21 protein-coding genes are annotated in these 20565 nt (G+C 71.0%); 9 read left to right on the plus strand and 12 right to left on the minus strand.

Annotation, left to right across the window (positions count from 1 at the left end):
• Positions 1–54: 54 nt before the first annotated feature.
• Together EV683_RS08985 and EV683_RS08990 are read right to left on the minus strand one after the other, a co-directional pair.
• Positions 55–1473: an ATP-binding protein gene (locus EV683_RS08985; protein ID WP_131862558.1), complete on the minus strand. Its 1419-nt coding sequence runs from the start codon at positions 1471–1473 to the stop codon at positions 55–57.
• Positions 1474–1485: 12 nt separating this feature from the next.
• Positions 1486–2208: a response regulator gene (locus EV683_RS08990; protein WP_066610099.1), complete on the minus strand. Its 723-nt coding sequence runs from the start codon at positions 2206–2208 to the stop codon at positions 1486–1488.
• Positions 2209–2418: 210 nt separating this feature from the next.
• Between EV683_RS08990 and EV683_RS08995 the strand changes: the two genes are divergently transcribed.
• Positions 2419–2754 (plus strand): hypothetical protein, encoded by a 336-nt coding sequence (locus tag EV683_RS08995; RefSeq protein ID WP_131862559.1) that lies wholly within the window; start codon positions 2419–2421, stop codon positions 2752–2754.
• Between the two features lie 31 nt (positions 2755–2785).
• On the plus strand, positions 2786–3214 hold the full coding sequence (locus EV683_RS09000) for a hypothetical protein (RefSeq protein ID WP_131862560.1): 429 nt from the start codon (positions 2786–2788) through the stop codon (positions 3212–3214).
• 94 nt (positions 3215–3308) lie between these two features.
• On the opposite strand, the gene EV683_RS09005 is transcribed toward EV683_RS09000, so the two are convergent.
• From EV683_RS09005 to hemA, 4 genes are all read right to left on the minus strand, one after another.
• A complete protein-coding gene (locus EV683_RS09005) occupies positions 3309–4205 on the minus strand; it encodes a methylated-DNA--[protein]-cysteine S-methyltransferase (protein WP_131862561.1) in 897 nt (298 codons plus the stop codon).
• Positions 4206–4382: 177 nt separating this feature from the next.
• Complete coding sequence (locus tag EV683_RS09010) at positions 4383–4574, minus strand: YgaP family membrane protein (RefSeq protein ID WP_066610090.1); 192 nt, start codon at positions 4572–4574, stop codon at positions 4383–4385.
• A 135-nt stretch (positions 4575–4709) separates the two neighbouring features.
• Positions 4710–5786 (minus strand): peptide chain release factor 1, encoded by a 1077-nt coding sequence (gene prfA / locus EV683_RS09015; protein WP_066610088.1) that lies wholly within the window; start codon positions 5784–5786, stop codon positions 4710–4712.
• A gap of 34 nt (positions 5787–5820) precedes the next feature.
• Positions 5821–7071, minus strand: coding sequence for a glutamyl-tRNA reductase (gene hemA, locus EV683_RS09020; RefSeq protein ID WP_131862562.1), 1251 nt, complete (start codon positions 7069–7071; stop codon positions 5821–5823).
• A gap of 145 nt (positions 7072–7216) precedes the next feature.
• On the opposite strand from hemA, the gene pdxH reads away from it, so the two are divergent.
• The gene (gene pdxH / locus EV683_RS09025) at positions 7217–7855 is read left to right on the plus strand and encodes a pyridoxamine 5'-phosphate oxidase (RefSeq protein ID WP_131862563.1); all 639 of its coding nucleotides are present in this window, start codon (positions 7217–7219) and stop codon (positions 7853–7855) included.
• Between the two features lie 55 nt (positions 7856–7910).
• Here the strand turns inward: pdxH and EV683_RS09030 are convergent, their stop codons facing one another.
• From EV683_RS09030 to parC, 3 genes are all read right to left on the minus strand, one after another.
• On the minus strand, positions 7911–8234 hold the full coding sequence (locus tag EV683_RS09030) for a hypothetical protein (RefSeq protein ID WP_131862564.1): 324 nt from the start codon (positions 8232–8234) through the stop codon (positions 7911–7913).
• Between the two features lie 112 nt (positions 8235–8346).
• Positions 8347–8679 (minus strand): YnfA family protein, encoded by a 333-nt coding sequence (locus tag EV683_RS09035; RefSeq protein WP_131862565.1) that lies wholly within the window; start codon positions 8677–8679, stop codon positions 8347–8349.
• A 42-nt stretch (positions 8680–8721) separates the two neighbouring features.
• The gene (gene parC, locus EV683_RS09040) at positions 8722–11082 is read right to left on the minus strand and encodes a DNA topoisomerase IV subunit A (RefSeq protein WP_131862566.1); all 2361 of its coding nucleotides are present in this window, start codon (positions 11080–11082) and stop codon (positions 8722–8724) included.
• Between the two features lie 55 nt (positions 11083–11137).
• Between parC and EV683_RS09045 the strand changes: the two genes are divergently transcribed.
• Positions 11138–11608: a GNAT family N-acetyltransferase gene (locus EV683_RS09045; protein WP_131862567.1), complete on the plus strand. Its 471-nt coding sequence runs from the start codon at positions 11138–11140 to the stop codon at positions 11606–11608.
• A gap of 82 nt (positions 11609–11690) precedes the next feature.
• Here the strand turns inward: EV683_RS09045 and EV683_RS09050 are convergent, their stop codons facing one another.
• The gene (locus EV683_RS09050; RefSeq protein ID WP_131862568.1) at positions 11691–12422 is read right to left on the minus strand and encodes a BPSS1780 family membrane protein; all 732 of its coding nucleotides are present in this window, start codon (positions 12420–12422) and stop codon (positions 11691–11693) included.
• 244 nt (positions 12423–12666) lie between these two features.
• On the opposite strand from EV683_RS09050, the gene tkt reads away from it, so the two are divergent.
• From tkt to fba, 5 genes are all read left to right on the plus strand, one after another.
• Positions 12667–14655 carry a transketolase gene (gene tkt / locus EV683_RS09055; protein ID WP_131862569.1) on the plus strand — a complete coding sequence of 663 codons (1989 nt, stop codon included), beginning with the start codon at positions 12667–12669 and terminating at the stop codon, positions 14653–14655.
• Between the two features lie 60 nt (positions 14656–14715).
• The gene (gap, locus tag EV683_RS09060; RefSeq protein ID WP_131862570.1) at positions 14716–15732 is read left to right on the plus strand and encodes a type I glyceraldehyde-3-phosphate dehydrogenase; all 1017 of its coding nucleotides are present in this window, start codon (positions 14716–14718) and stop codon (positions 15730–15732) included.
• Positions 15733–15807: 75 nt separating this feature from the next.
• A complete protein-coding gene (locus EV683_RS09065) occupies positions 15808–16986 on the plus strand; it encodes a phosphoglycerate kinase (RefSeq protein ID WP_131862571.1) in 1179 nt (392 codons plus the stop codon).
• 69 nt (positions 16987–17055) lie between these two features.
• A complete protein-coding gene (locus EV683_RS09070) occupies positions 17056–17688 on the plus strand; it encodes a LysE family translocator (protein ID WP_131862572.1) in 633 nt (210 codons plus the stop codon).
• A 67-nt stretch (positions 17689–17755) separates the two neighbouring features.
• Positions 17756–18820 (plus strand): class II fructose-bisphosphate aldolase, encoded by a 1065-nt coding sequence (gene fba, locus EV683_RS09075; protein WP_066613867.1) that lies wholly within the window; start codon positions 17756–17758, stop codon positions 18818–18820.
• 117 nt (positions 18821–18937) lie between these two features.
• On the opposite strand, the gene EV683_RS09080 is transcribed toward fba, so the two are convergent.
• Positions 18938–20056 carry an HPP family protein gene (locus EV683_RS09080; protein ID WP_131862573.1) on the minus strand — a complete coding sequence of 373 codons (1119 nt, stop codon included), beginning with the start codon at positions 20054–20056 and terminating at the stop codon, positions 18938–18940.
• A 65-nt stretch (positions 20057–20121) separates the two neighbouring features.
• On the minus strand, positions 20122–20556 hold the full coding sequence (locus EV683_RS09085) for a MarR family winged helix-turn-helix transcriptional regulator (protein ID WP_243694742.1): 435 nt from the start codon (positions 20554–20556) through the stop codon (positions 20122–20124).
• Positions 20557–20565 lie beyond the last annotated feature (9 nt).

Raw genomic sequence — 20565 nt, forward strand, 5'->3', positions numbered from 1 at the left:
GGCAGGCAAAAGGCTCGGCCAACCTTTGCAGGTTGGCCGAGCCTTTTTGCGGCCTCAGGCGGGCGGGGGAGCGCCCGGCGACGACGCGCGCCCGAGCGGCAGCCGCACGCGGATCGCGAAGCCGCCCTGCGGCGGGTCGAGGAAGAGCAGCAGGCCGCCGTGCTGCTGCACGACGCGCGACACGATCGCCAGACCGAGTCCGCTGCCGCCGTCGTGGCCGCGCTGCGGCGCCAGCCGCTCGAACGGCGCCAGCGCCGCCTGCCGCGCCGCCGGCGCGATGCCGCGGCCGCAGTCGTGCACCGTCAGCTCGGCCATGCCGGCGCCCTCGGCCAAGGTGACGGTGATCGGCGTCGCGCCGTAACGGCGCGCGTTGTCGATCAGGTTGGACAGCAGCCGCTCGAGCGCCAGCGCGTCGGCGAGCAGCTCCGGCTCGGCCTCGCGCGACAGCCGCACGTCGAGGCCGGCGCGCGCGAAGCGGCCGACCACGCTGTCGGCCAGCTCGGCGAGGCTGACCCACTCCATGCGGCCGCCTTCCTCGCTGCGCGCGAAGTCGATGAACTGGTTGACGATGCGCGACAGCTCGTCGATGTCGTCGAGCATGTCGGGGCGGTCGGGGTTGTCCGGCTGCATCTCGAGCGCCAGCTTCAGCCGGGTCAGCGGCGTGCGCAGGTCGTGCGACAGCCCGGCCAGCATCAGCCGCCGCTCGCTGGCGGCGGCGTCGAGGTGGGCGACCATGCGGTTGAACTGCGCGGTGAACGCGCGGATCTCGCGCGGGCCGGCCGGCTCGACCGGCTCGGGCGACACGCCGTCGGCCAACTGCCGCGACGCGTCGGCCAGCCGCGACAGCGGCCGCGTCACGCGCCACGCGAGCGCGAACGCCGCCAGCAGCGCGAGGCAGGCGACCACCGCCGACGCGATCAGCGTCGGCGACAGCGGCGGGCCGAGGAAACGGCCCAGCGGCATCGCCAGCCAGTAGCGGGTATCGACCACCTGCACCGCCAGCCACAGCTCGCGCCGCTCGCCGGCCTGGCGCCAGCGCACCTCGACCGGCTCGGACAGGTTGCTCGCCAGCCGCGCGGCCAGGTCCATGCCCAGCCGCGGCACCTGGCCCCGGAAGTCGTAGCCGGCCGCCGCGTCCAGCGGCAATAGCTGCGGCAGGCCGGGCCGGTTGTAGGAAGCGAGGAAGGCGGGGCGCTCGTCGCGCGGGATGGTGTCGAGCATGCCCTCGAGGTCGGCCAGCGTGTCGACCACCTGCGCGTACAGCTGCTCGGCCAACAGGTCTTCGCGCTGACGTACCGTCAGCCACAGCGTGAACGCCTGGCTGGCGAGCACCGCGACCACCAGCAACAGCGCGATGCGGCCGAACAGGCCGCCGGCGTGATGCGCCGCCCTGGGCGCGGCGCGCCGGGCGCTCAGCGGGGCGCGCCGCGCCAAGGCGCCCAGGCGGCCGAAGGCGCTCGCCGGCTTCGTCATGCCGCCACCCGCTTACTCACCGGCGCCGACGCCGTCGGGCAAAAAGACGTAGCCGTAGCCCCACACGGTCTGGATGAAGCGCGGGCCGTCGGCGCCGAGCGCCTTCCTCAGCCGCGACACGTGCACGTCGACGCTGCGGTCGAGCGATTCGCCGCCGCCCTTGCCGAGCGCCATCTCCATGATCTGCTCGCGCGTCAGCGGGCGGCGCGGGTGGCGCGCCAGCACCGCGAGCACCGCGAACTCGGCGCTGGTCAGCGGGATCGGCTCGTCGCCGCGCGTCAGCGTGCGCTGCTCGAAGCGCAGCATGAAGGGGCCGAACTCGGCCGGCGCGGTGTCGGTGAGACTCTCGGACAGCACCGGCGTCGCGTGGTGGCGACGCAGCACCGCCTGGATGCGCGCGGTCAGCTCGCGCGGGTTGAACGGCTTGGCAAGATAGTCGTCGGCGCCCATCTCGAGGCCGAGGATGCGGTCGATGTCCTCGCCGCGCGCGGTCAGCATGATCACCGGCACCGGCTCGCCCTGCGCGCGCAGCCGGCGCACGACGGCCAGGCCGTCCTCGCCGGGCATCATCACGTCCATCACTACCAGGTCGGGGCGGTTGCGCGCGAGCTTGCGGTCGATGTCGCGCGCGTCGGGCAGGCTGTCGACCGTATAGCCTTGTTGGGACAGGTAGCGGATCAGGAGATCGCGCAGCTTGGCGTCGTCGTCGACGATGAGGATTTTGGCTTGTTCCATTCGCTTAGCGTAGCGTTTCGCGCGCGCGCGGTCAGCCCGTCCGGGCCGGAAAATGCGTGCGGCAGCGCCACGGTTCACAGTCTTTAACACTTGGCGCGGTGCAGCACAAGATTGCGCAACAGCCCGCGCCTACAGTGGGCAGGGTCCAGAGCAAGGCGACGCCGCCGGCGGCCTCCCCACCGCCGCCCGGCAAGCCGCTACAATACAGGCATGGTTAACCGTTTATTCTCAGTCTGTTGTCTTTCGTTTTGCCTCGCCGTGCTGGCGGGCGAGGCGGCGGCCCGCGACCACCGCGGCCCGCCCGCGCGCGTGTTCGCGGCGGATCGGGACGACGCGGACGAGGCGCGCCGGCTGCGCGAACTCAGGATGAAAGAGGCGATCCGCTACGGCGACGTCAGCCCCGAGGAGGCGCGCGCGCGCAACCGCGACTACCGCCGCTTCGCGCCGGGCGGCCCGAGCGCCGAGCGCGACGACGACCGCGGGTACGACCGCAAGCGCTGGCGCGACGCCCAGCGCCGCGCGCTCGAGGACGACCACTCGCGCTAGACGCGCGCGCTCAACACAGGGGAGGGACGCCATGGGGGAGTCGCTGACGCTGCTCGGATTCGCCGTCGCGGCGGCCCTGGCGTTCACCGCCCACCCGGCGCGGGCCTCGGTCTGCGACGACAGCGCCGCCCCGCTGCGCTGTCAGGCCTACCGCCAGGGCGCGCAAAGCTGCGTCGACCTCGACGGCGGCGCGCGGCGCGCCTGCGTCGCCGAATTCACCCCCTCGCTGAGCTGCCGCGGCCGTCCCGAGCGCTGCCTCTATCTGCCCGGCGCGCAACGGCAGTGCGACGCGCTGTCCGGCGCCGAGCGCCGCCGCTGCGTGCTCGACGCGCTGCCGCCGGCCGGCTGCAAGACCCACATCAACCCGGAACAGTGCCGCCGCCTCGACGCGGCCGAGCGCGCCTGCATCGCCGAGACCGGCTCGGCCGGCCGCCGCTGCGTGGCCGACAGGCTGCGCTGACCCTCCCTTCGCCCCTGCCAGCTTTCTCCGCTAATCATGCGTCCGCTCGTCCGGCACGCCCGCGGCGCGCGCTCCGGTGCCGCAAGCGCGGGCCTCACGCATGATCGGGCACCTCGGCGGCGAGGCAGTGCGCCGCCTCCCACCCGATCAGCCCGGCCTTGCGCTCGGCGCCCCAGCGGTAGCCCGACAGCGCCCCCTCGGCGCGGATCACGCGGTGGCAGGGGATCAAGCAGGCGACCGGGTTGGCGCCGACCGCGCCGCCGACCGCGCGCGCCGCGCCGGGCCGGCCGATCGCCGCCGCGAGCTGGCCGTAGCTGGCGAGCGCGCCGTAGGGCAACGCCAGCAAGGCGCGCCACACCTGGACCTGGAAGTTGCTGCCCTGCACGCGCAGCGCGAGCGGCGCCGCGCCCGGCTCGGCCAGCGGCCGGAACAGCCGCGCGGCGACGGCCGCGGTGGCCGCCGCGTCGTGGCGCACGGCGGCCTTCGGCCAACGTTGGCCGAGCAGCGCGCCGGGTGCTTCGCCGTCGGCGAGGAAGTGCACCAGACACACGCCGCGCGGGCTCTGCGCGACCAGCGCCGCGCCGAAGGCGGTGTCGTGCACGCCCCAGACCAGCGCGAGGCCGGCGCCGCCGTCGCGATACTCGCCCGGCGTCATCGCCTCGAGCGTGACGAAGTGGTCGTACAGCCGTCCGCCGCCGGACAGGCCGAGCGCGTAGGCGTGGTCGAGCAGCGCGCCGGGCCCGGACAGGCTCGCCTTGGCGGCGGTCACCGTCAGGTGCTGCAAAAAGCGCTTGGGGCTGACGCCGGCCAGCCGGGTGAACTCGCGCTGCAGCAGGCTCTCGCTGACCGATAGCGCGGCGGCCAGCTCGGCCAAGGTCGGCTGGCGCTCGGCGTGGCGCATCAGCCACACGATGGCGTCGGCGACGCGGCGGTAGCCGCGCGCGTCGGCCGCTTCCGGCGGAAAGGGGGGCTGGGCAGGCAGGCAGGGCATGGCGGCGCTCCGGAACGGGGACCCTCGCAGTGTAAGCGGCGCCCCGCGGCGCTTCGACCCGATTCTTGCACGCAACGGCCGCGTTTCACGTGGAACGCAGCGCCATGGTCGGGTCGTGACGGGCCGGCGCGACGCCGGCCGCCGGAGGACGTTTCACGTGGAACGCCGCCGCGCCGTTCAGCTACGCGGCTTGCAGGTGTTGATGCCGAACAGCGCGTAGGGCGGGCACCAGCCGATGAGGCCGGTGACGAGCGGCGCGAGACCGAGCCAGGCCCATGGGCTTTGTGGCCCGACGAAGGCGAGGCTGACGATGGCCAATCCGGCGAGCACGCGGATCACGCGCTCGGTTTTGCCGATATTGCATTGCATGGCGACCTCCTTGCAGGAACGGTGGGGATCCATTCAATATACCAACAAATATAATATATATCAGTATATTCATTTCGCCAAGCAAATCGGCCAACCCGCAGGGGTTGGCCGAGCCTTGTGCCGCCGCCAGGACGCTCAGTCGGACAGCGCCGCCAAAAGCTCCGCCTGACGCTCGGCGATCAGCGCGCCGGTCAGCTCGTCGAGGTCGCCGTCCATCACGTAGTCGAGCTTGTACAGCGTCAGGTTGATGCGGTGGTCGGTGACGCGGCCCTGCGGGTAGTTGTAGGTGCGGATGCGCTCGGAGCGGTCGCCCGAGCCGATCAGGCTCTTGCGCTCGGCCGCCTCCTTCTGCTGCTGCTCGCGCAGCTGGATGTCGTAGATGCGCGCCGCCAGCACGCGCATCGCGCTGGCCTTGTTGGCGTGCTGCGAGCGGCCGTCCTGGCACTCGGCGACGATGCCGGTCGGCAGGTGGGTGATGCGCACCGCCGAGTCGGTCTTGTTGATGTGCTGGCCGCCGGCGCCGGACGCGCGGTAGGTGTCGATCCTGAGGTCGGCCGGGTTGAGCACCACCTCGGCGATCTCGTCGGCCTCGGGCATCACCGCGACGGTGCACGCCGAGGTGTGGATGCGGCCCTGCGTCTCGGTGGCCGGCACGCGCTGCACGCGGTGGCCGCCCGATTCGAACTTGAGCCGCGAATACGCGCCGTCGCCGGCGATGCGCACGATCACCTCCTTGTAGCCGCCGAGGTCGGACTCGGACGCCGACAGGATCTCGACCTGCCAGCGGTTGCGTTCGGCGTAGCGCGTGTACATGCGCAAGAGGTCGCCGGCGAACAGCGCCGCCTCGTCGCCGCCGGTGCCGGCGCGGATCTCGAGCAGGATGTTCTTGTCGTCGTTCGGGTCCTTGGGCAGCAAGAGCTTCTGCAGCTCGAGCTCGAGCGCGGCGATCTTGTCGCGCGCGGCGTCGATCTCGGCCGCGGCGAATTCCTTCATGTCCGGGTCGGACAACAGCTCGCCGGCGGTCGCGATGTCCTCCTCGGCCTGGCGATAGGCGGCGAAGGCCTCGACCAGCGGCGTCAGTTCGGCGTGTTCGCGGCTGAGCTTGCGGTACTGGTCCATGTCGGCGGTGGCGCCTTCCTGGACCAGCAACTGGGTGACTTCTTCGAGGCGCTCGGACAGCTGCGCCAGTTTTGCGGCAATCGACGGTTTCATCGGTGTGGATTCTGTTCGGCCCGGGCGCGCGGCCTCAGGCGTCGGGGTGCAGGCGGTAGAGGCGCGCGATGGCGGCCACCAGCGCGTCGTGTTCGGGGCCGGCGGCGCGCGCAAGCGCCTGCGTCGGCGGGTGCATCAGCTTGTTGGTCAGTTGCTGCGACAGCGTCTCGAGCACCTTGCCGGCGTCGTCGCCGCGCGCAAGCTGCTTCATCGCCGCCTCGAGCGCGTGGCGGCGCGTGCGCTCGGCCTCGTCGCGCAGCGCGCGGATCATCGGCACCGCGTCGCGGCGGCGCAGCCAGTCGAGGAACTCGGCGACGCGGCCCTCGATGATGGTCTCGGCCTCGCGCGCCGCCTCCTGGCGCGCCTCGCGACCGACCTCGACGATGCCGGCGATGTCGTCGACGGTGTACAGGAACACGTCGGACAGCTCGGCGACCTCGGCCTCGACGTCGCGCGGCACCGCCAGGTCGAGCATGAAGATCGGCTTGTGGCGGCGCTGCCTGACCGCGCGCTCGACCATGCCCTTGCCGACGATAGGCAGCTGGCTGGCGGTCGAGGTGACGACCACGTCGTAGGCCGGCAGCGCGTCGTGCAGCTCGGCCAACAGGATCGCGTCGCCGCCGAAGCGCTCGGCCAGGCGCTGGCCGCGCTCGAGCGTGCGGTTGGCGACGGTGATCCGGCGTGGCTTCCTCGCCGCGAAGTGTGTCGCGACCAGCTCGATCATCTCGCCGGCGCCGATGAACAGCACCTTGAGCTCGGACACCGACGGGAAGATCTGCTCGGCCAACCTGACCGCGGCCGCCGCCATCGACACCGACGCCGAGCCGACCGCGGTCTTGCTGCGCACCTCCTTGGCGACCGCGAAGGTCTTCTGGAACAGCGCGTTCAACAGCGTGCCCATCGTGCCCTGGCGCTCGGCGACGCGCACCGCGTCCTTGATCTGGCCGAGGATCTGCGTCTCGCCCAGCACCATCGAGTCGAGCCCGGACGCGACGCGGAAGGCGTGGCGCGCCGCGTCGCGCGCGTCGAGCTGGTAGAGGTAGGGCGCCAGCTCGGCCATCGGCACGCGGTGGTAGTGCGCCAGCCACGACAGCGCCGCCTGCGGGTCGGCGCTCGCACAGTAGACCTCGGTGCGGTTGCAGGTCGACACGATCGCCGCCTCGTTCGCCACGCCGGCCGTCAGGCTCGACAGCGCCTCGGGCAGAAGCTCGGCCGGAAAGGCGAGCTTCTCCCGAATCGCGAGCGGGGCGGTGTGGTGGTTCAGACCAAAGGCGACCAGGTGCATTGAAAAAGGCGCGAGCGGCGGAGGGAAAACGGATCGATTTTAGCGCAATCGGCCGCCGCCGGGGGCGCCGACTCCGGAACGCCCCCGACTCGCCCGCCCGCCGGGGCAGCGCTAAGATGACGGCATCACCTCAGGAGCCCACGCCATGACCCTCGACCTCGCCGCCATCCGTCAGGACTACGCCAAGCACGAACTGTCGCCCGACGACTGCCTCGCCGACCCGGTCGCGCAGTTCGAGCTGTGGCTGAAGGAGGCGATCACCGCCCAGGTCAACGAGCCGACCGCGATGAACCTCGCCACCGTCGACGCCGACGGCCGCCCGAGCGCGCGCATCGTGCTGCTCAAGGGCGTCGAGGACGGCCGCTTCGTGTTCTTCACCAACTACGAAAGCCGCAAGGGCGACGCGATCGCCGCCCACCCCTTCGTCGCGCTGACCTTCTTCTGGCCCGAGCTCGAACGCCAGGTGCGCGTCGAGGGCAGGGTCGAAAGGTTGGCCGAGGCCGCCAGCGACGCCTACTTCGACAGCCGCCCCTACGGCAGCCGCATCGGCGCGTGGGCGTCCGAGCAGAGCCGCGAGATCGCCGGCAAGGCCGAGATCGTCAAGCGCGCGGCGCTGTTCGGCGCCCGCCACCCGCTGAAGGTGCCGCGCCCGCCGCACTGGGGCGGCTTCGCCGTCACGCCGGACCGCGTCGAATTCTGGCAGGGCCGGCCGAGCCGGCTGCACGACAGGGTGCAGTACCGCCGCGACGACGGCACGTGGCGCAAGGCCATCCTCGCGCCGTAAGACGTCAACAAGGCCGGTACGACCGGCCTTGTTGCGGTGGGCGGCGCATCCGCCGTCAATGGTTCGTGCTGCGGTGCACCGTCTCGCCCGCCCGCCCGCGCACCTCGCCCTCGGCCACCCGGCCACGCGCCTCCGCCTCGCGACCGCGCACCTCCGTTTCGCCTTCCGCCTCGCGACCGCGCGCCTCGGCCTCGCCGCCACGCCGCCCGCCACCGTCGTCGCCGCCGCGCGCGCTGCCGCCGTCGTGACCGGAGCCGCTATGACCGGAGCCGCCGTGGCCGCTCCCTCCGCCGTGGCCGCCGCCGCGCGCAAACGCGGCCGAACCAGCGCCGAGCAGCAAGGCCGTCGCGAGGACGGCCACTATCGACTTATTGAACATCGTGCACCTCCTGGAAATGGCGCCGCGACCAGGACGAAACGGCACAACACGCGGGCGCGGCTGTCTCCATGCTAGGCAAGGCAGGCGGCATGCGAAACCGGCGCCGCCGGCCTCACCCGCTCGCCCGGCCCCAGCCGGCGACGATGATCGCCATCCCGCACAGCGCCACGCCGGCGCCGCCCCAGTCGTAGACGGACAGCCGCACCCCGTCGACCCAACGCAGCCAGAGCAGCGCGGTCGCGACGCAGACCCCGCCGTAGGCGGCGTAGACGCGACCGCTGGCGGCCGGGTGCAAGGTCAGCAGCCACGCGAACAGCGCGAGGCTGGCGGCGGCCGACAGCAGCAGCCAGGCCGGGCCGCCCTGGCGCAGCCAGACGTAGGGCAGGAAGCAGCCGACGATCTCGGCCAGCGCGGTGACGACGAAAAGGGCGAAGGTCTTGAGCATGGGGGGCATACCGATAGCGCAGGGGAGAGCGGCGCTGCCCGGTCACGCGCTCCTGAACGCCGCGAGCGTGCCCTTGCGGCCGTGCGGCTTGCCGCGTCGGCCGCGCTCGCCGTCGAAGTCGGCCAGCGGCACGCTCTCGTCGGCGACGCGGCCGCGCGCGCCGACGAAGGTCGCGACGACGCGGTCGCCGTCGGCGAGGCCGGCGGCGGCCAGCGTCTCGCCGGCTTCGAGCTTGATCAGCATCAGGCCGCGCCCCTTGCCCAGCTCCTTCAGTTCCGACAGCGGGAAGGCGAGCAGGCGGCCGGCCGACGAGGCGACGACGAGGCGCAACGACGCCGGGTCGGCCGCAGCCGGCAGCGGCAGCGGCGGCAGCAGCGCCTCGCCGGCCTCGAGCGCGATATAGGTCTTGCCGGCCTTGTTGCGGCCAACCATGTCGGCGACCTTGCCGATGTAGCCGTAGCCGCCGGAGTGCGTGAGCACGAAGCGCGCCTCGGGCGGCGCGGCCAGGATCCGGGCGACCTTGGCGCCGTCCTGCAGCTCGGCCAGCGAGGTGACCGGCACGCCGTCGCCGCGCCCGGTCGGGATGTCGGCGGCGTCGAGCGTGTACGCGCGGCCCTTGCTGTCGAGCACGATCACCGGCCACACGGTACGCGTCTCGACCGCGGCGGCGAGGCCGTCGCCGTCCTTGAACGCGAGCGTCGAGAGGTCGAGGTTGTGCCCGCTCCGGGCGCGCACCCAGCCCTTTTGCGACAGGATGACGGTGACCGGCTCGTCGGCGACCGTCTGCGTCAGCGTCGCGCGTTCGGCGGCCCGGATCTCGGTGCGGCGCGCGTCGCCGTATTTGGCGGCGTCGGCCTCGATTTCGGCGACGATCAGCGCGCGCTTGGCGGCTTCGTCGCCCAGCAGGTGGCGCAGGCCGTCGCGCTCCTCGCGCAGCGTCGAGAGTTCCTTCTCGAGCTTGAAGCCTTCCAGCCGCGCCAATTGGCGCAGGCGGATCTCGAGGATGTCGTCGGCCTGCACGTCGGTCAGGCCGAAGGCGCGCATCAGGTCGGGCTTGGGCTCGTCCGACTCGCGGATGACGCGGATCACCTCGTCGATGTGGATGAAGGCGACCATCCGCCCTTCGAGGATGTGGATGCGCCGGTCGACCTCGGCCAACCTGTGCGCGAGGCGGCGGGTGACGGTGTCGACGCGGAAGTCGATCCAGTCCTGCAGGATGGACTTGAGCCCCTTCTGGCCGGGGCGGCCGTCCAGGCCGATCATCACCAGGTTGAGCGACACGTTGCCCTCGAGGCTGGTCTGCGCCAACAGGAGGTTCATGAACTCGTCCGGGTCCTGGCGGCTCGACTTCGGTTCGAACACCAGCCGCACCGGCGATTCGCTGTCCGACTCGTCGCGCACGCGGTCGAGCGTGTCGAGCATCAGCTTCTTGAGGTTCTGCTGCTCCTGGCTTAACACCTTCTTGCCGGCCTTCAGCTTGGGGTTGGTCGCCTCCTCGATCTCGGCCAGCACCTTCTGCGCGCTGGCACCCGGCGGCAACTCGGTGACGATCACGCGCCACTGGCCGCGCGCCAGCTTTTCGACCTCCCACTTGGCGCGCACGCGCACCGAGCCCTTGCCGCTCTCGTAAGCGGCGAGGATGTCGTCGCCCGGCGTGATGATCTGGCCGCCGCCCGGGAAGTCCGGGCCGGGCAGGTGGGCCATCAGCTCGGCGGTGGACAGCGCCGGGTTGTTCATCAGCGCGATGCTGGCGGCGGCGACTTCCTTGAGGTTGTGCGGCGGGATCTCGGTGGCGAGGCCGACGGCGATGCCCGAGGCGCCGTTGAGCAGCACCATCGGCAAGCGCGCCGGCAACAGCTTGGGCTCCTCGAAGGCGCCGTCGTAGTTGGGCACGAAGTCGACCGTGCCCATGTGCAGCTCGGACAAGAGCAGGTCGGCGATCGGCGTCAGGCGCGCCTCGGTGTAGCGCATCGCCGCCGCGCCGTCGCCGTCGCGCGAGCCGAAGTTGCCCTGGCCGTCGATCAGCGGGTAGCGCAGCGTGAAGTCCTGCGCCATGCGCACCAGCGCCTCGTAGGCCGAGCTGTCGCCGTGCGGGTGGTATTTGCCGAGTATCTCGCCGACCACGCGCGCCGACTTGACCGGCTTGGCGCCGGCCGCCAGGCCCATCTCGCGCATCGCGTACAGGATGCGGCGCTGCACCGGCTTCTGGCCGTCGGCGACCTCGGGCAGCGCGCGGCCCTTGACCACGCTCATCGCGTACTCGAGGTAGGCGCGCTCGGCGTAGGTGTCGAGCGCGATCCAGTCGTCGCCGCCCTCGGTGTCGGGCGCGGCGGGCGCGGTCGGCGGCGGGGTGGTGCCGGCGGCCGCGTCGGGGGTATCGGTAAGGAAGTCTGGGCTATTCATGGCAGGGACGGCGCCGTGTTAAGGTGGACGCGACAATAATCGCGAGGATTGTACTATGGCGAGCTTTCTGCAGTGGCAATGCCACCGCTTCGACGGCTTCACGCCGCTGACCGTCTACGAGATGCTGCAGCTGCGCGACCGGGTGTTCGTCGTCGAGCAGCAGTCGATCTACGGCGACATCGACGGCGTCGACCTGTCGGCCTGGCATCTGACCGGCCGCGACGGCGCGGGCCGGCTGATCGCCTACGCGCGGCTGATCGACCCCGACGTCAAGTACCGCGACGCGGTCGCGATCGGCCGCGTGGTGGTGGCGCCCGAGCGGCGCGGCACCGGCCTGGGCAAGCAACTGATGGCCGAGGCGGTCACCCGCTGCGAGCGGCTGTTTCCCGGCTCGCCCATCATGCTGTCGGCGCAGCTCGCCGCGCAGCGGCTGTATCAGGGTTTCGGCTTTGTCGCGGTATCCGAACCGTACGACGACGGCGGCATCCCGCACGTCGACATGCGGCGCGAGACGCACCGCGCCTGAGCCGCCGCGCAGGCACGCGGACAAAGCAACGGCTCGGCCAACCCCTCACGGGTTGGCCGAGCCGTTTTCGCGCCGGGCCGCCTCAGCGCGCGGCGAAGACGTCGCGGTAGGCGGTGTAGTAGCACACCCAGGCGAGCGGCAGCCACAGCAGCAGGCCGAGGAAAAAGGGCAGCAGCGCCAGCAACAGCAGCAGCAACAGGCTCAGCGTCGCGATCAGCAACGGCAGCCAGTTGGCCAGCGCCGCCTGCAGGCTCAGCGTCAGCGCCTCGAGCACGCCAACCTCGCGCGTCACCAGCAGCGCCGGCGCGAACCAGTAGCTGAAGCTGACCAGCAGCACCGCGACCGTCAGCGGCAGCGCGGCCAGCAGCAGTGCCGGGCCGCGTGCGTCGGCGCCGAGGCCGGCGGCGGCGGCGATCAGCAGCGCCGCGCCCGCCGCGAACGCCATCGACAGCAGGTAGGCGACGCCGAGCAGCAGCAGCGGCCCGGTGCGCACGCGGAAGCCGGCGAACAGGTCGCCGATCTCGAGCTCGCCGCCCTGTTCGACCTTGACCGCCGCGAGCACGAAGGCGGCGGTGAACAGCGGCGCGGTCAGCGTGGTCGCAACGTCGCCGACCAGCGGTAGCAGGCTCAGCAGCAGCGTGATCGCGAAGTAGGCGAGCGCCATCAGCGCCCAGGTCAGCGGCTGGGCGCGCACCAGCTCGAAGGCCTCGACGATCCAGCGCCAGCCGCGTCCGGCGGCGACGCGGCGCGGCGCGGACGGCCGCGCGCCGGGCGGCGGCCGGGACGGGGCGGGGTCGGTGAAAAAATCGCTCATGGCATCCTTCCGTCGCAAAAAATGAAAACGGCATTGACCGCCACAGGGTCGGTCCTCGGCACGCCCGCCGTCAAGCGCCGGCGCGGCGCCGTTCGGTTGCCGCGCCGCGTCAAAATCGGCGATAATTGCATGATTTAGCGGCGCTTATAATCCGGCGCCGGCGACCTGCCCGGGCGACGGGCAGGCGGCGGCAGACGGGTTGCGCGCTCCCGGTTCCCACACCCCAGTCGTAAGGTCTCTTTGCATGGTCTCCCGTACCGAGCTTGCCAACGCGATCCGCTTCCTGTCGATGGACGCGGTGGAAAAGGCCAAATCCGGCCACCCCGGCGCCCCGATGGGCATGGCCGACATCGCCGAAGTCCTCTGGCGCGATCACCTCAAGCACAACCCCGCCAACCCCGCGTGGGCCGACCGCGACCGCTTCGTGCTGTCGAACGGTCACGGTTCGATGCTGATCTACAGCCTGCTGCACCTCTCCGGCTACGATCTGTCGATCGACGATCTGAAGAACTTCCGCCAGCTGCACAGCAAGACGCCGGGCCACCCCGAGTACGGCTACGCGCCGGGCGTCGAGACCACCACCGGCCCGCTCGGCCAGGGCATCAGCAACGCGGTCGGCATGGCGCTGGCCGAGAAAATGCTGGCCGCCGAGTTCAACCGCGACGGCCACGCCATCGTCGACCACTACACCTGGGTCTTCCTCGGCGACGGCTGCCTGATGGAGGGCGTCAGCCACGAGGCATGCTCGCTGGCCGGTACCTGGGGCCTCGGCAAGCTGATCGCGTTCTGGGACGACAACGGCATCTCGATCGACGGCGACGTCGAGGGCTGGTTCACCGACGATACGCCGGCGCGCTTCGAAGCGTACGGCTGGCAGGTGATCCGCAACGTCGACGGCCACGACCCGGTCGAGATCGAGACCGCGATCCAGACCGCCAAGAAGGAAACCGCGCGCCCGACGCTGATCTGCTGCAAGACCACCATCGGCTTCGGCGCGCCGAACAAACAGGGCGGCCACGACGTGCACGGCGCGCCGCTGGGCGCCGCCGAGATCGCCGCCGCGCGCGAACACCTGAAGTGGCCGCACGCGCCGTTCGAGATCCCGGCCGACGTGTACGCCGCCTGGGGCGCGCGCGACAAGGGCGCCGCCGTCGAATCCGACTGGGCCCGCCGCTTCGACGCTTACCGCGCCGCCTACCCGGAGCTGGCCGCCGAGTTCGAGCGCCGCATGAAGGGCGAGCTGCCGGCGAACTGGGAAGAGACCAAGACCGCCGCGATCGCCAAGATCGTCGAGGCCGGCCAGACCGTCGCCACCCGCAAGGCCAGCCAGATCGCGCTCGAGGCGTTCTCGCCGGCGCTGCCGGAATTCCTCGGCGGCTCGGCCGACCTGACCGGCTCGAACCTGACCAACTGGTCGGGCAGCCGGTGGATCGACGCCGAAGGCCGCGGCAACTACATCAGCTACGGCGTGCGCGAATTCGGCATGGCCGCGATCATGAACGGCGTCGCGCTGCACGGCGGCCTGCGCCCGTACGGCGGCACCTTCCTGATGTTCAGCGAGTACGCGCGCAACGCGCTGCGCATGGCCGCGCTGATGAAGATCAACCCGATCTACGTGTTCACCCACGACTCGATCGGCCTCGGCGAGGACGGCCCGACCCACCAGCCGGTCGAGCAGACCGCGACGCTGCGCTACATCCCGAACATGGACGTCTGGCGTCCGTGCGACACCGCCGAGGCCGCCGTCGCCTGGGCGCACGCGATCGAACAGCGCACCCGTCCGTCCAGCCTGATCCTCAGCCGCCAGAACCTGCCGTTCGTTTCACGTGAAACGCCGCAGCTCGCCGACATCGCGAAGGGCGGCTACGTGCTCTCCGACGCCGCCGGCGCGCGCGCGGTGCTGATCGCCACCGGCTCCGAGGTCGAACTGGCGCTGAAGGCGCAGGCCGCGTTGGCCGAGGAGGGCGTTCCGGTGCGCGTGGTGTCGATGCCGTCGACCAATGTGTTCGACCGCCAGGACAAGGCCTACCAGCAGGCGGTGCTGCCGCGCGGCCTGCCGCGCGTCGCGATCGAGGCCGGCGTGTCCGACTTCTGGCGCAAGTACGTCGGCCTGGACGGCGAAGTGGTCGGCATCGACAGCTTCGGCGAATCGGCACCGGCCGGCGCGCTGTTCGAGCACTTCGGCTTCACCGTCGACAACGTGGTCGCCAAGACCCGGTCCGTCCTGCAGTAATACACCCCGCCGCCCGGCCCGGACCGGGCGGCCGTTTTTTGCACGAGAGAGAGAATCACGATGACCATCCGTATCGCGATCAACGGCTACGGCCGCATCGGCCGCCAGGCCCTGCGTTCCATCTACGAATACAATCTGCGCGGCGACTTCGAGGTCGTCGCGGTGAACGCCTCCGGCGACCTGGCGACCAACGCCCACCTGACCAAGTTCGACACCGTGCACGGCCGCTTCGCCGCCGAGGTCAGCCACGACGACAAGAACCTGATCGTCGACGGCGACGTGATCCCGTTCTTCTCGACGCGCGACCCGCGCGAACTGCCGTGGAAGGCGCTGAACGTCGACCTGGTGCTCGAGTGCACCGGCGCGTTCACGTCGAAAGAGAAGTGCCAGCTGCACATCGACGCCGGCGCCAAGAAGGTGCTGATCTCGGCGCCGGGCGGCGACGACGTCGACGCGACCGTCGTCTACGGCGTGAACCACGACGTGCTGACCGCCGACATGACCGTGGTGTCGAACGCCTCGTGCACCACCAACTGTCTGGCGCCGGTCGCCAAGGCGCTGAACGACGAGATCGGCATCGTCAAGGGCCTGATGACCACCATCCACGCCTTCACCAACGACCAGGTGCTGACCGACGTGCGTCACAAGGACCTGCGCCGCGCCCGCTCGGCCACCGAGAACATGATCCCGACCAAGACCGGCGCCGCCAAGGCCGTCGGCCTGGTGCTGCCGGAACTGAAGGGCAAGCTCGACGGCTTCGCCGTGCGCGTGCCGACCATCAACGTGTCGCTGGTCGACCTGACCTTCGAAGCCGGCCGCAACACCTCGGTCGAAGAGGTGAACGCCATCGTCAAGGCAGCCAGCGAAGGCAAGATGAAGGGCTCGCTGGGCTTCAACACGCTGCCCCTGGTTTCCAGCGACTTCAACCACACCACCGAAGGCTCGGTGTTCGACGCCACGCTGACCAAGGTGTCCAACGGCAACATGGTCAAGGTGCTCGCCTGGTACGACAACGAGTGGGGCTTCTGCCAGCAGATGCTGCGCACCGCCCGCGCGATGTTCAACACCGCCAAGTAACCGACCCTCGCAACCCTCGCCGCACCCCTCGGCCAACCCCCTGGCCGTCGGTGCGGCGTTGCAACGGATAGCGTCATGCAATTTCTCAAACTCGTTGAACAAGACCTCGCCGGCCGTCGCGTGCTGATCCGCGTCGACATGAACGTGCCGGTCAAGAACGGCGTGATCGGCGACGACACCCGCATCCGCGCCAGCCTGCCGTCGATCGAGCACGCATTGCGTGCCGGCGCCGGCGTCATCCTGATGACCCACCTGGGCCGCCCGACCGAAGGCGAACCCAGGCCCGAGGACAGCCTCGCGCCGGTGGCCGCCCGCCTGTCCGAACTGCTGGGCCAGACCGTACCGGTCAACGCCACCTGGCAGGAGCGCGAACTGGTCGTCGCGCCGGGCGATGTGGTGATGCTGGAGAACGTCCGCCTCAACAAGGGCGAGAAAAAGAACAACGAGGAACTGGGCCGCGCCTACGCCAGCCTGTGCGACGTGTTCGTCAACGACGCCTTCGGCACCGCGCACCGCGCCGAGGCGTCGACGCACGCGGTCGCCCGCTTCGCGCCGGTCGCCTGCGCCGGCATCCTCCTGACCGCCGAACTGGAGGCGCTGTCCAAGGCGCTCGAAGCCCCGGCGCGCCCGCTGGTGGCCATCGTCGCCGGCTCCAAGGTGTCGACCAAGCTGACCATCCTCGAAGCGCTGGCCGACAAGGTCGACCAGTTGATCGTCGGCGGCGGCATCGCCAACACCTTCCTGTTGGCCGAGGGCCACGGCATCGGCAAGAGCCTGGCCGAGTCCGAGCTGGTCGCCGAAGCCAAGAAGGTGATCGCCAAGATCCGCGCGCGCGGCGGCGACGTGCCCTTGCCGACCGACGTGGTGGTCGCGGCCGAGTTCTCGGAAAACGCCGACGACACGCTGAAGCTGGTCGACGAGGTGACCAAGGACGACATGATCCTCGACATCGGCCCGAAATCGGCCGAGGCGCTGGCCGAGATCGTCGCCCGTGCCGGCACCGTGGTGTGGAACGGCCCGGTCGGCGTGTTCGAATTCGACCAGTTCGCCGGCGGCACCGAGACGCTGGCGCACGCGATCGCCGAATCGAACGCGTTCTCGATCGCCGGCGGCGGCGACACGCTGGCGGCGATCGCCAAGTTCGGCGTCACCGACAAGATCTCGTATATTTCCACCGGCGGCGGCGCCTTCCTCGAGTTCCTCGAAGGCAAGGAGCTGCCGGCGGTCGCGATCCTGAGCGAACGCGCCCGCTAACCCCGTCACGCCCGGCCGGCCTCTACCCGGGGTTGGCCGGGCGGCGCAACACCCCGCAAGGAGACCGCGATGCCCCTCGATACCTGGCTGCTGTTCGTCGTGACGGTGTTTTTCGTGTCGGCGACGCCCGGCCCGAACATGCTGCTGGCGATGACGCACGGCATCCGCTACGGCGTGCGCGCCAGCTTGCCGACCATGCTCGGCCTGCTCGTCGCGCTGGGCATCGTGATGGCCGCCTCGGTGGCGGGCTTGGGCGCGCTGCTGGCGACGTCCGAGGCGCTGTTCGCCGCGGTCAAGTACGCCGGCGCGGCCTACCTGATCTGGCTGGGCGTCAAGACCTGGCGCGCGCATCCGGAGGCGCTGACCGCGCCCGAAGCGGCCGGCAACGGCGGCGCGGGCGGCTGGGCCAAGTTCCGCACCGGTTTCCTGGTGGCGATGAGCAACCCGAAGGCGTTCATCTTCTTCACCGCGCTGTTCCCGCAGTTCATGGACGCGCGCGCGGCGCAGCTGCCGCAGCTGATGACGCTGGCGGCGACCTTCTTCGTGATCGAGAGCGGCTGGCAGTTCGTCTACGCGACCGGCGGCGCGCGGCTCGGCAACTGGCTCTCGAGCCCGCTCCGCCAGCGCTGGGTCAACCGCTTCGCCGGCGGCGCCTTCGTCGGCGCCGGCGTCGCGCTGTCGGGCGTCAGCCAGGGCAGCTAGCGCGCCTCGGCCAACCTTATTCAATCACGCTGCCCGTGGGCGGCGTCCCGTTTCTGGAGAGACACTCATGGCACTCGTTTCGATGCGTCAACTCTTGGACCACGCGGCCGAATTCGGCTACGGTCTGCCGGCCTTCAACGTCAACAACCTCGAGCAGATGCGCGCGATCATGGAAGCGGCCGACAAGGTCGACGCCCCGGTGATCGTGCAGGCCTCGGCCGGCGCGCGCAAATACGCCGGCGCGCCCTTCCTGCGCCACCTGATCCTGGCCGCGGTGGAAGAATTCCCGCACATCCCGGTGGTGATGCACCAGGACCACGGCACCAGCCCGGCGGTGTGCCAGCGCTCGATCCAGCTGGGTTTCAGCTCGGTGATGATGGACGGCTCGCTCGGTGAAGACGGCAAGACGCCGACCGACTACGACTACAACGTGCGCGTCACCCGCACCGTGGTCGACTTCGCGCACGCCTGCGGCGTGTCGGTGGAAGGCGAGATCGGCTGCCTGGGTTCGCTCGAGACCGGCATGGCCGGCGAGGAAGACGGCGTCGGCGCCGAGGGCGTGCTCGACCACAGCCAGCTGCTGACCGACCCGGAAGAAGCGGCGCAGTTCGTCAAGGACACCGGCGTCGACGCGCTGGCGATCGCCATCGGCACCAGCCACGGCGCGTACAAGTTCAGCCGTCCGCCGACGGGCGACATCCTCGCCATCGAGCGCATCAAGGAAATCCACGCGCGCATCCCGAACACCCACCTGGTGATGCACGGCTCCTCGAGCGTGCCGCAGGAATGGCTGGCGATCATCAACGAATTCGGCGGCGCGATCCCGGAAACCTACGGCGTGCCGGTCGAGGAAATCGTCGAAGGCATCAAGTACGGCGTGCGCAAGGTCAACATCGACACCGACCTGCGTCTGGCCAGCACCGGCGCCGTGCGTCGCTTCCTCGCGCAGAACCCGTCCGAATTCGACCCGCGCAAGTTCCTGAAGGTCTCCACCGACGCGATGCGCGACATCTGCATCGCCCGTTACGAAGCCTTCGGCGCCGCCGGCCAGGCCAGCAAGATCAAGCCGGTCAACCTCGACACCATGGCGAACCGTTACGCCCGTGGCGAGCTCGCCGCGATCGTCAAGTAAGCCGCGTTGGCCGCGACCGAGCGAGGCAAGCGAAGCGTCGCGAGGGAATCCTCGGCCAACCCGTAAACGCAAACCCCCGCCATCCGGCGGGGGTTTTTTGTGTGGCAGGGCACAGCCTCAGCCGGCCAGTCCGCCTTCGTACAGCGCGCCGATCAGCTCGCTCTGGCTGACGACGCCGGCGAAGCGGCCGGCGGCGTCGACCACCGGCACGTGCTGGCGGCCGGCGTTGGTCAGCACCGGGATCAGCTCGGTGACGTGCGCGATATCGCGCACCGTCTCGACCGGCGCCGCCATCGCGTCGGCGACCGTCGCGCCGCCGCGCTTGAGCCGTCGCGCCAGCCGCGCGCGCAGGCCCGCCGGATCGCGCGCGTCGGCGCACCGCAGGAAGTCGGACAAGGCCAGCATGCCGACCACGCGCCGCTCGGCGTCGAGCACCGGCAGCACGCGCTGGCCGCTGCTGCGCAGCCGCTTCCACGCGTCGGACAGCGGCGTGTCGGGCGTCACCCAGCGCAGGTCGCGCGCCATCACGTCGAGGCAGCGGATGTCGCCGAGCCTGCGCCGGTGCGCGTGCAGCTCGGCGAGCTCGACCACGCGCTCGAGGTCGTCCATCGACACGTCGAGCAATTCGCGGTGGTCGCGCAGCGCGGCGGCGATGTCGGCCTCGCCGACCGCCGCGCGCGCCGGGCCGGCGCCGGCCGGTACCGGCAACGCGCGCGGGTAGGGGTGGCGCAGCCAGAAGTTGTTGAACAGCAGCGCCAGCAGCAGCATCAGCAGCGCGTTGAGCAGCACCGGCGCGAATACGAAGGAAAAGCCCAGCGCATGGACGGCCGGTCCGCCGATCACCGCGTTCAGCGCGATCGCGCCGCCCGGCGGGTGCAGGCAGCGCAGCGCGATCATCGCGACCAGCGACAGGCCGACTGCCAGCGCGGCGGCCAGCGGCACGAAGGGCACCCAGTGCGCGCAGGCGACGCCGATCGCGGCCGACACCAGGTGGCCGCCGACGAAGGCCCACGGCTGGGCCAAGGGACTTGCCGGCAGCACGAACAGGATCACCGAAGCGGCGCCCATCGACGCGACCAGGAGCGGCGCGTGGCCGACGCTGAGCTGGGTGACGAGACCGGTCAGCAGGATCGCGCACAGCGCGGCGACGCCGGCCTTCCACTGCTGGGCACGACTCACGGCCAGCGGTTCGGGCCACCAGCGTCGCCAGGCGAACAAACGGGCCAGGGCGGACATCGGCGAAACTCTCGGAAACGGGACGGCCCATTGTATCGCGGCACGATATATTGGCGCGACCGCCGTCAGCCGCGGCGCGCCGCGACGACGGGGATCGCCAGCGTGCCCTGCACCTCGGCCAGCTGGTCGCGGTGCAGTCGCGCCAGCTCGGCCAGCAGCGCGTCGCCGCGCGCCGTCAGGTGCACCTCGACGCAACGGCGGTCGTCGCGGCCCGCGCGTCGCGCGACGAGACCGGCCTTCTCGCAGCGCGTCACCAGCGCCACCGTGCTGTGGTGGTGCGACTGCAGCCGCTCGGCCAACTCGGCCACCGTCGCCCAGTCGCGCCCCGGATAGCCCTTGAGCTGCAGCAGCAGCAGATACTGCAGCGCGGTGACGCCGTGCGCCTGCGACACCTCCTCGCTGAAGCGCAGGAAGCGGCGCAGCTGGTAGCGGAAGTCGGCCAGGCATTCGTAGTCGGCCTTGGACAGGATGGCGGCGTGCGGGTCGAGCGGCTTGGGCACCGAGGGGCT

The organism is Crenobacter luteus (genome assembly GCF_004345725.1).
GTDB classification, from domain to species: Bacteria; Pseudomonadota; Gammaproteobacteria; order Burkholderiales; family Chromobacteriaceae; genus Crenobacter; species Crenobacter luteus.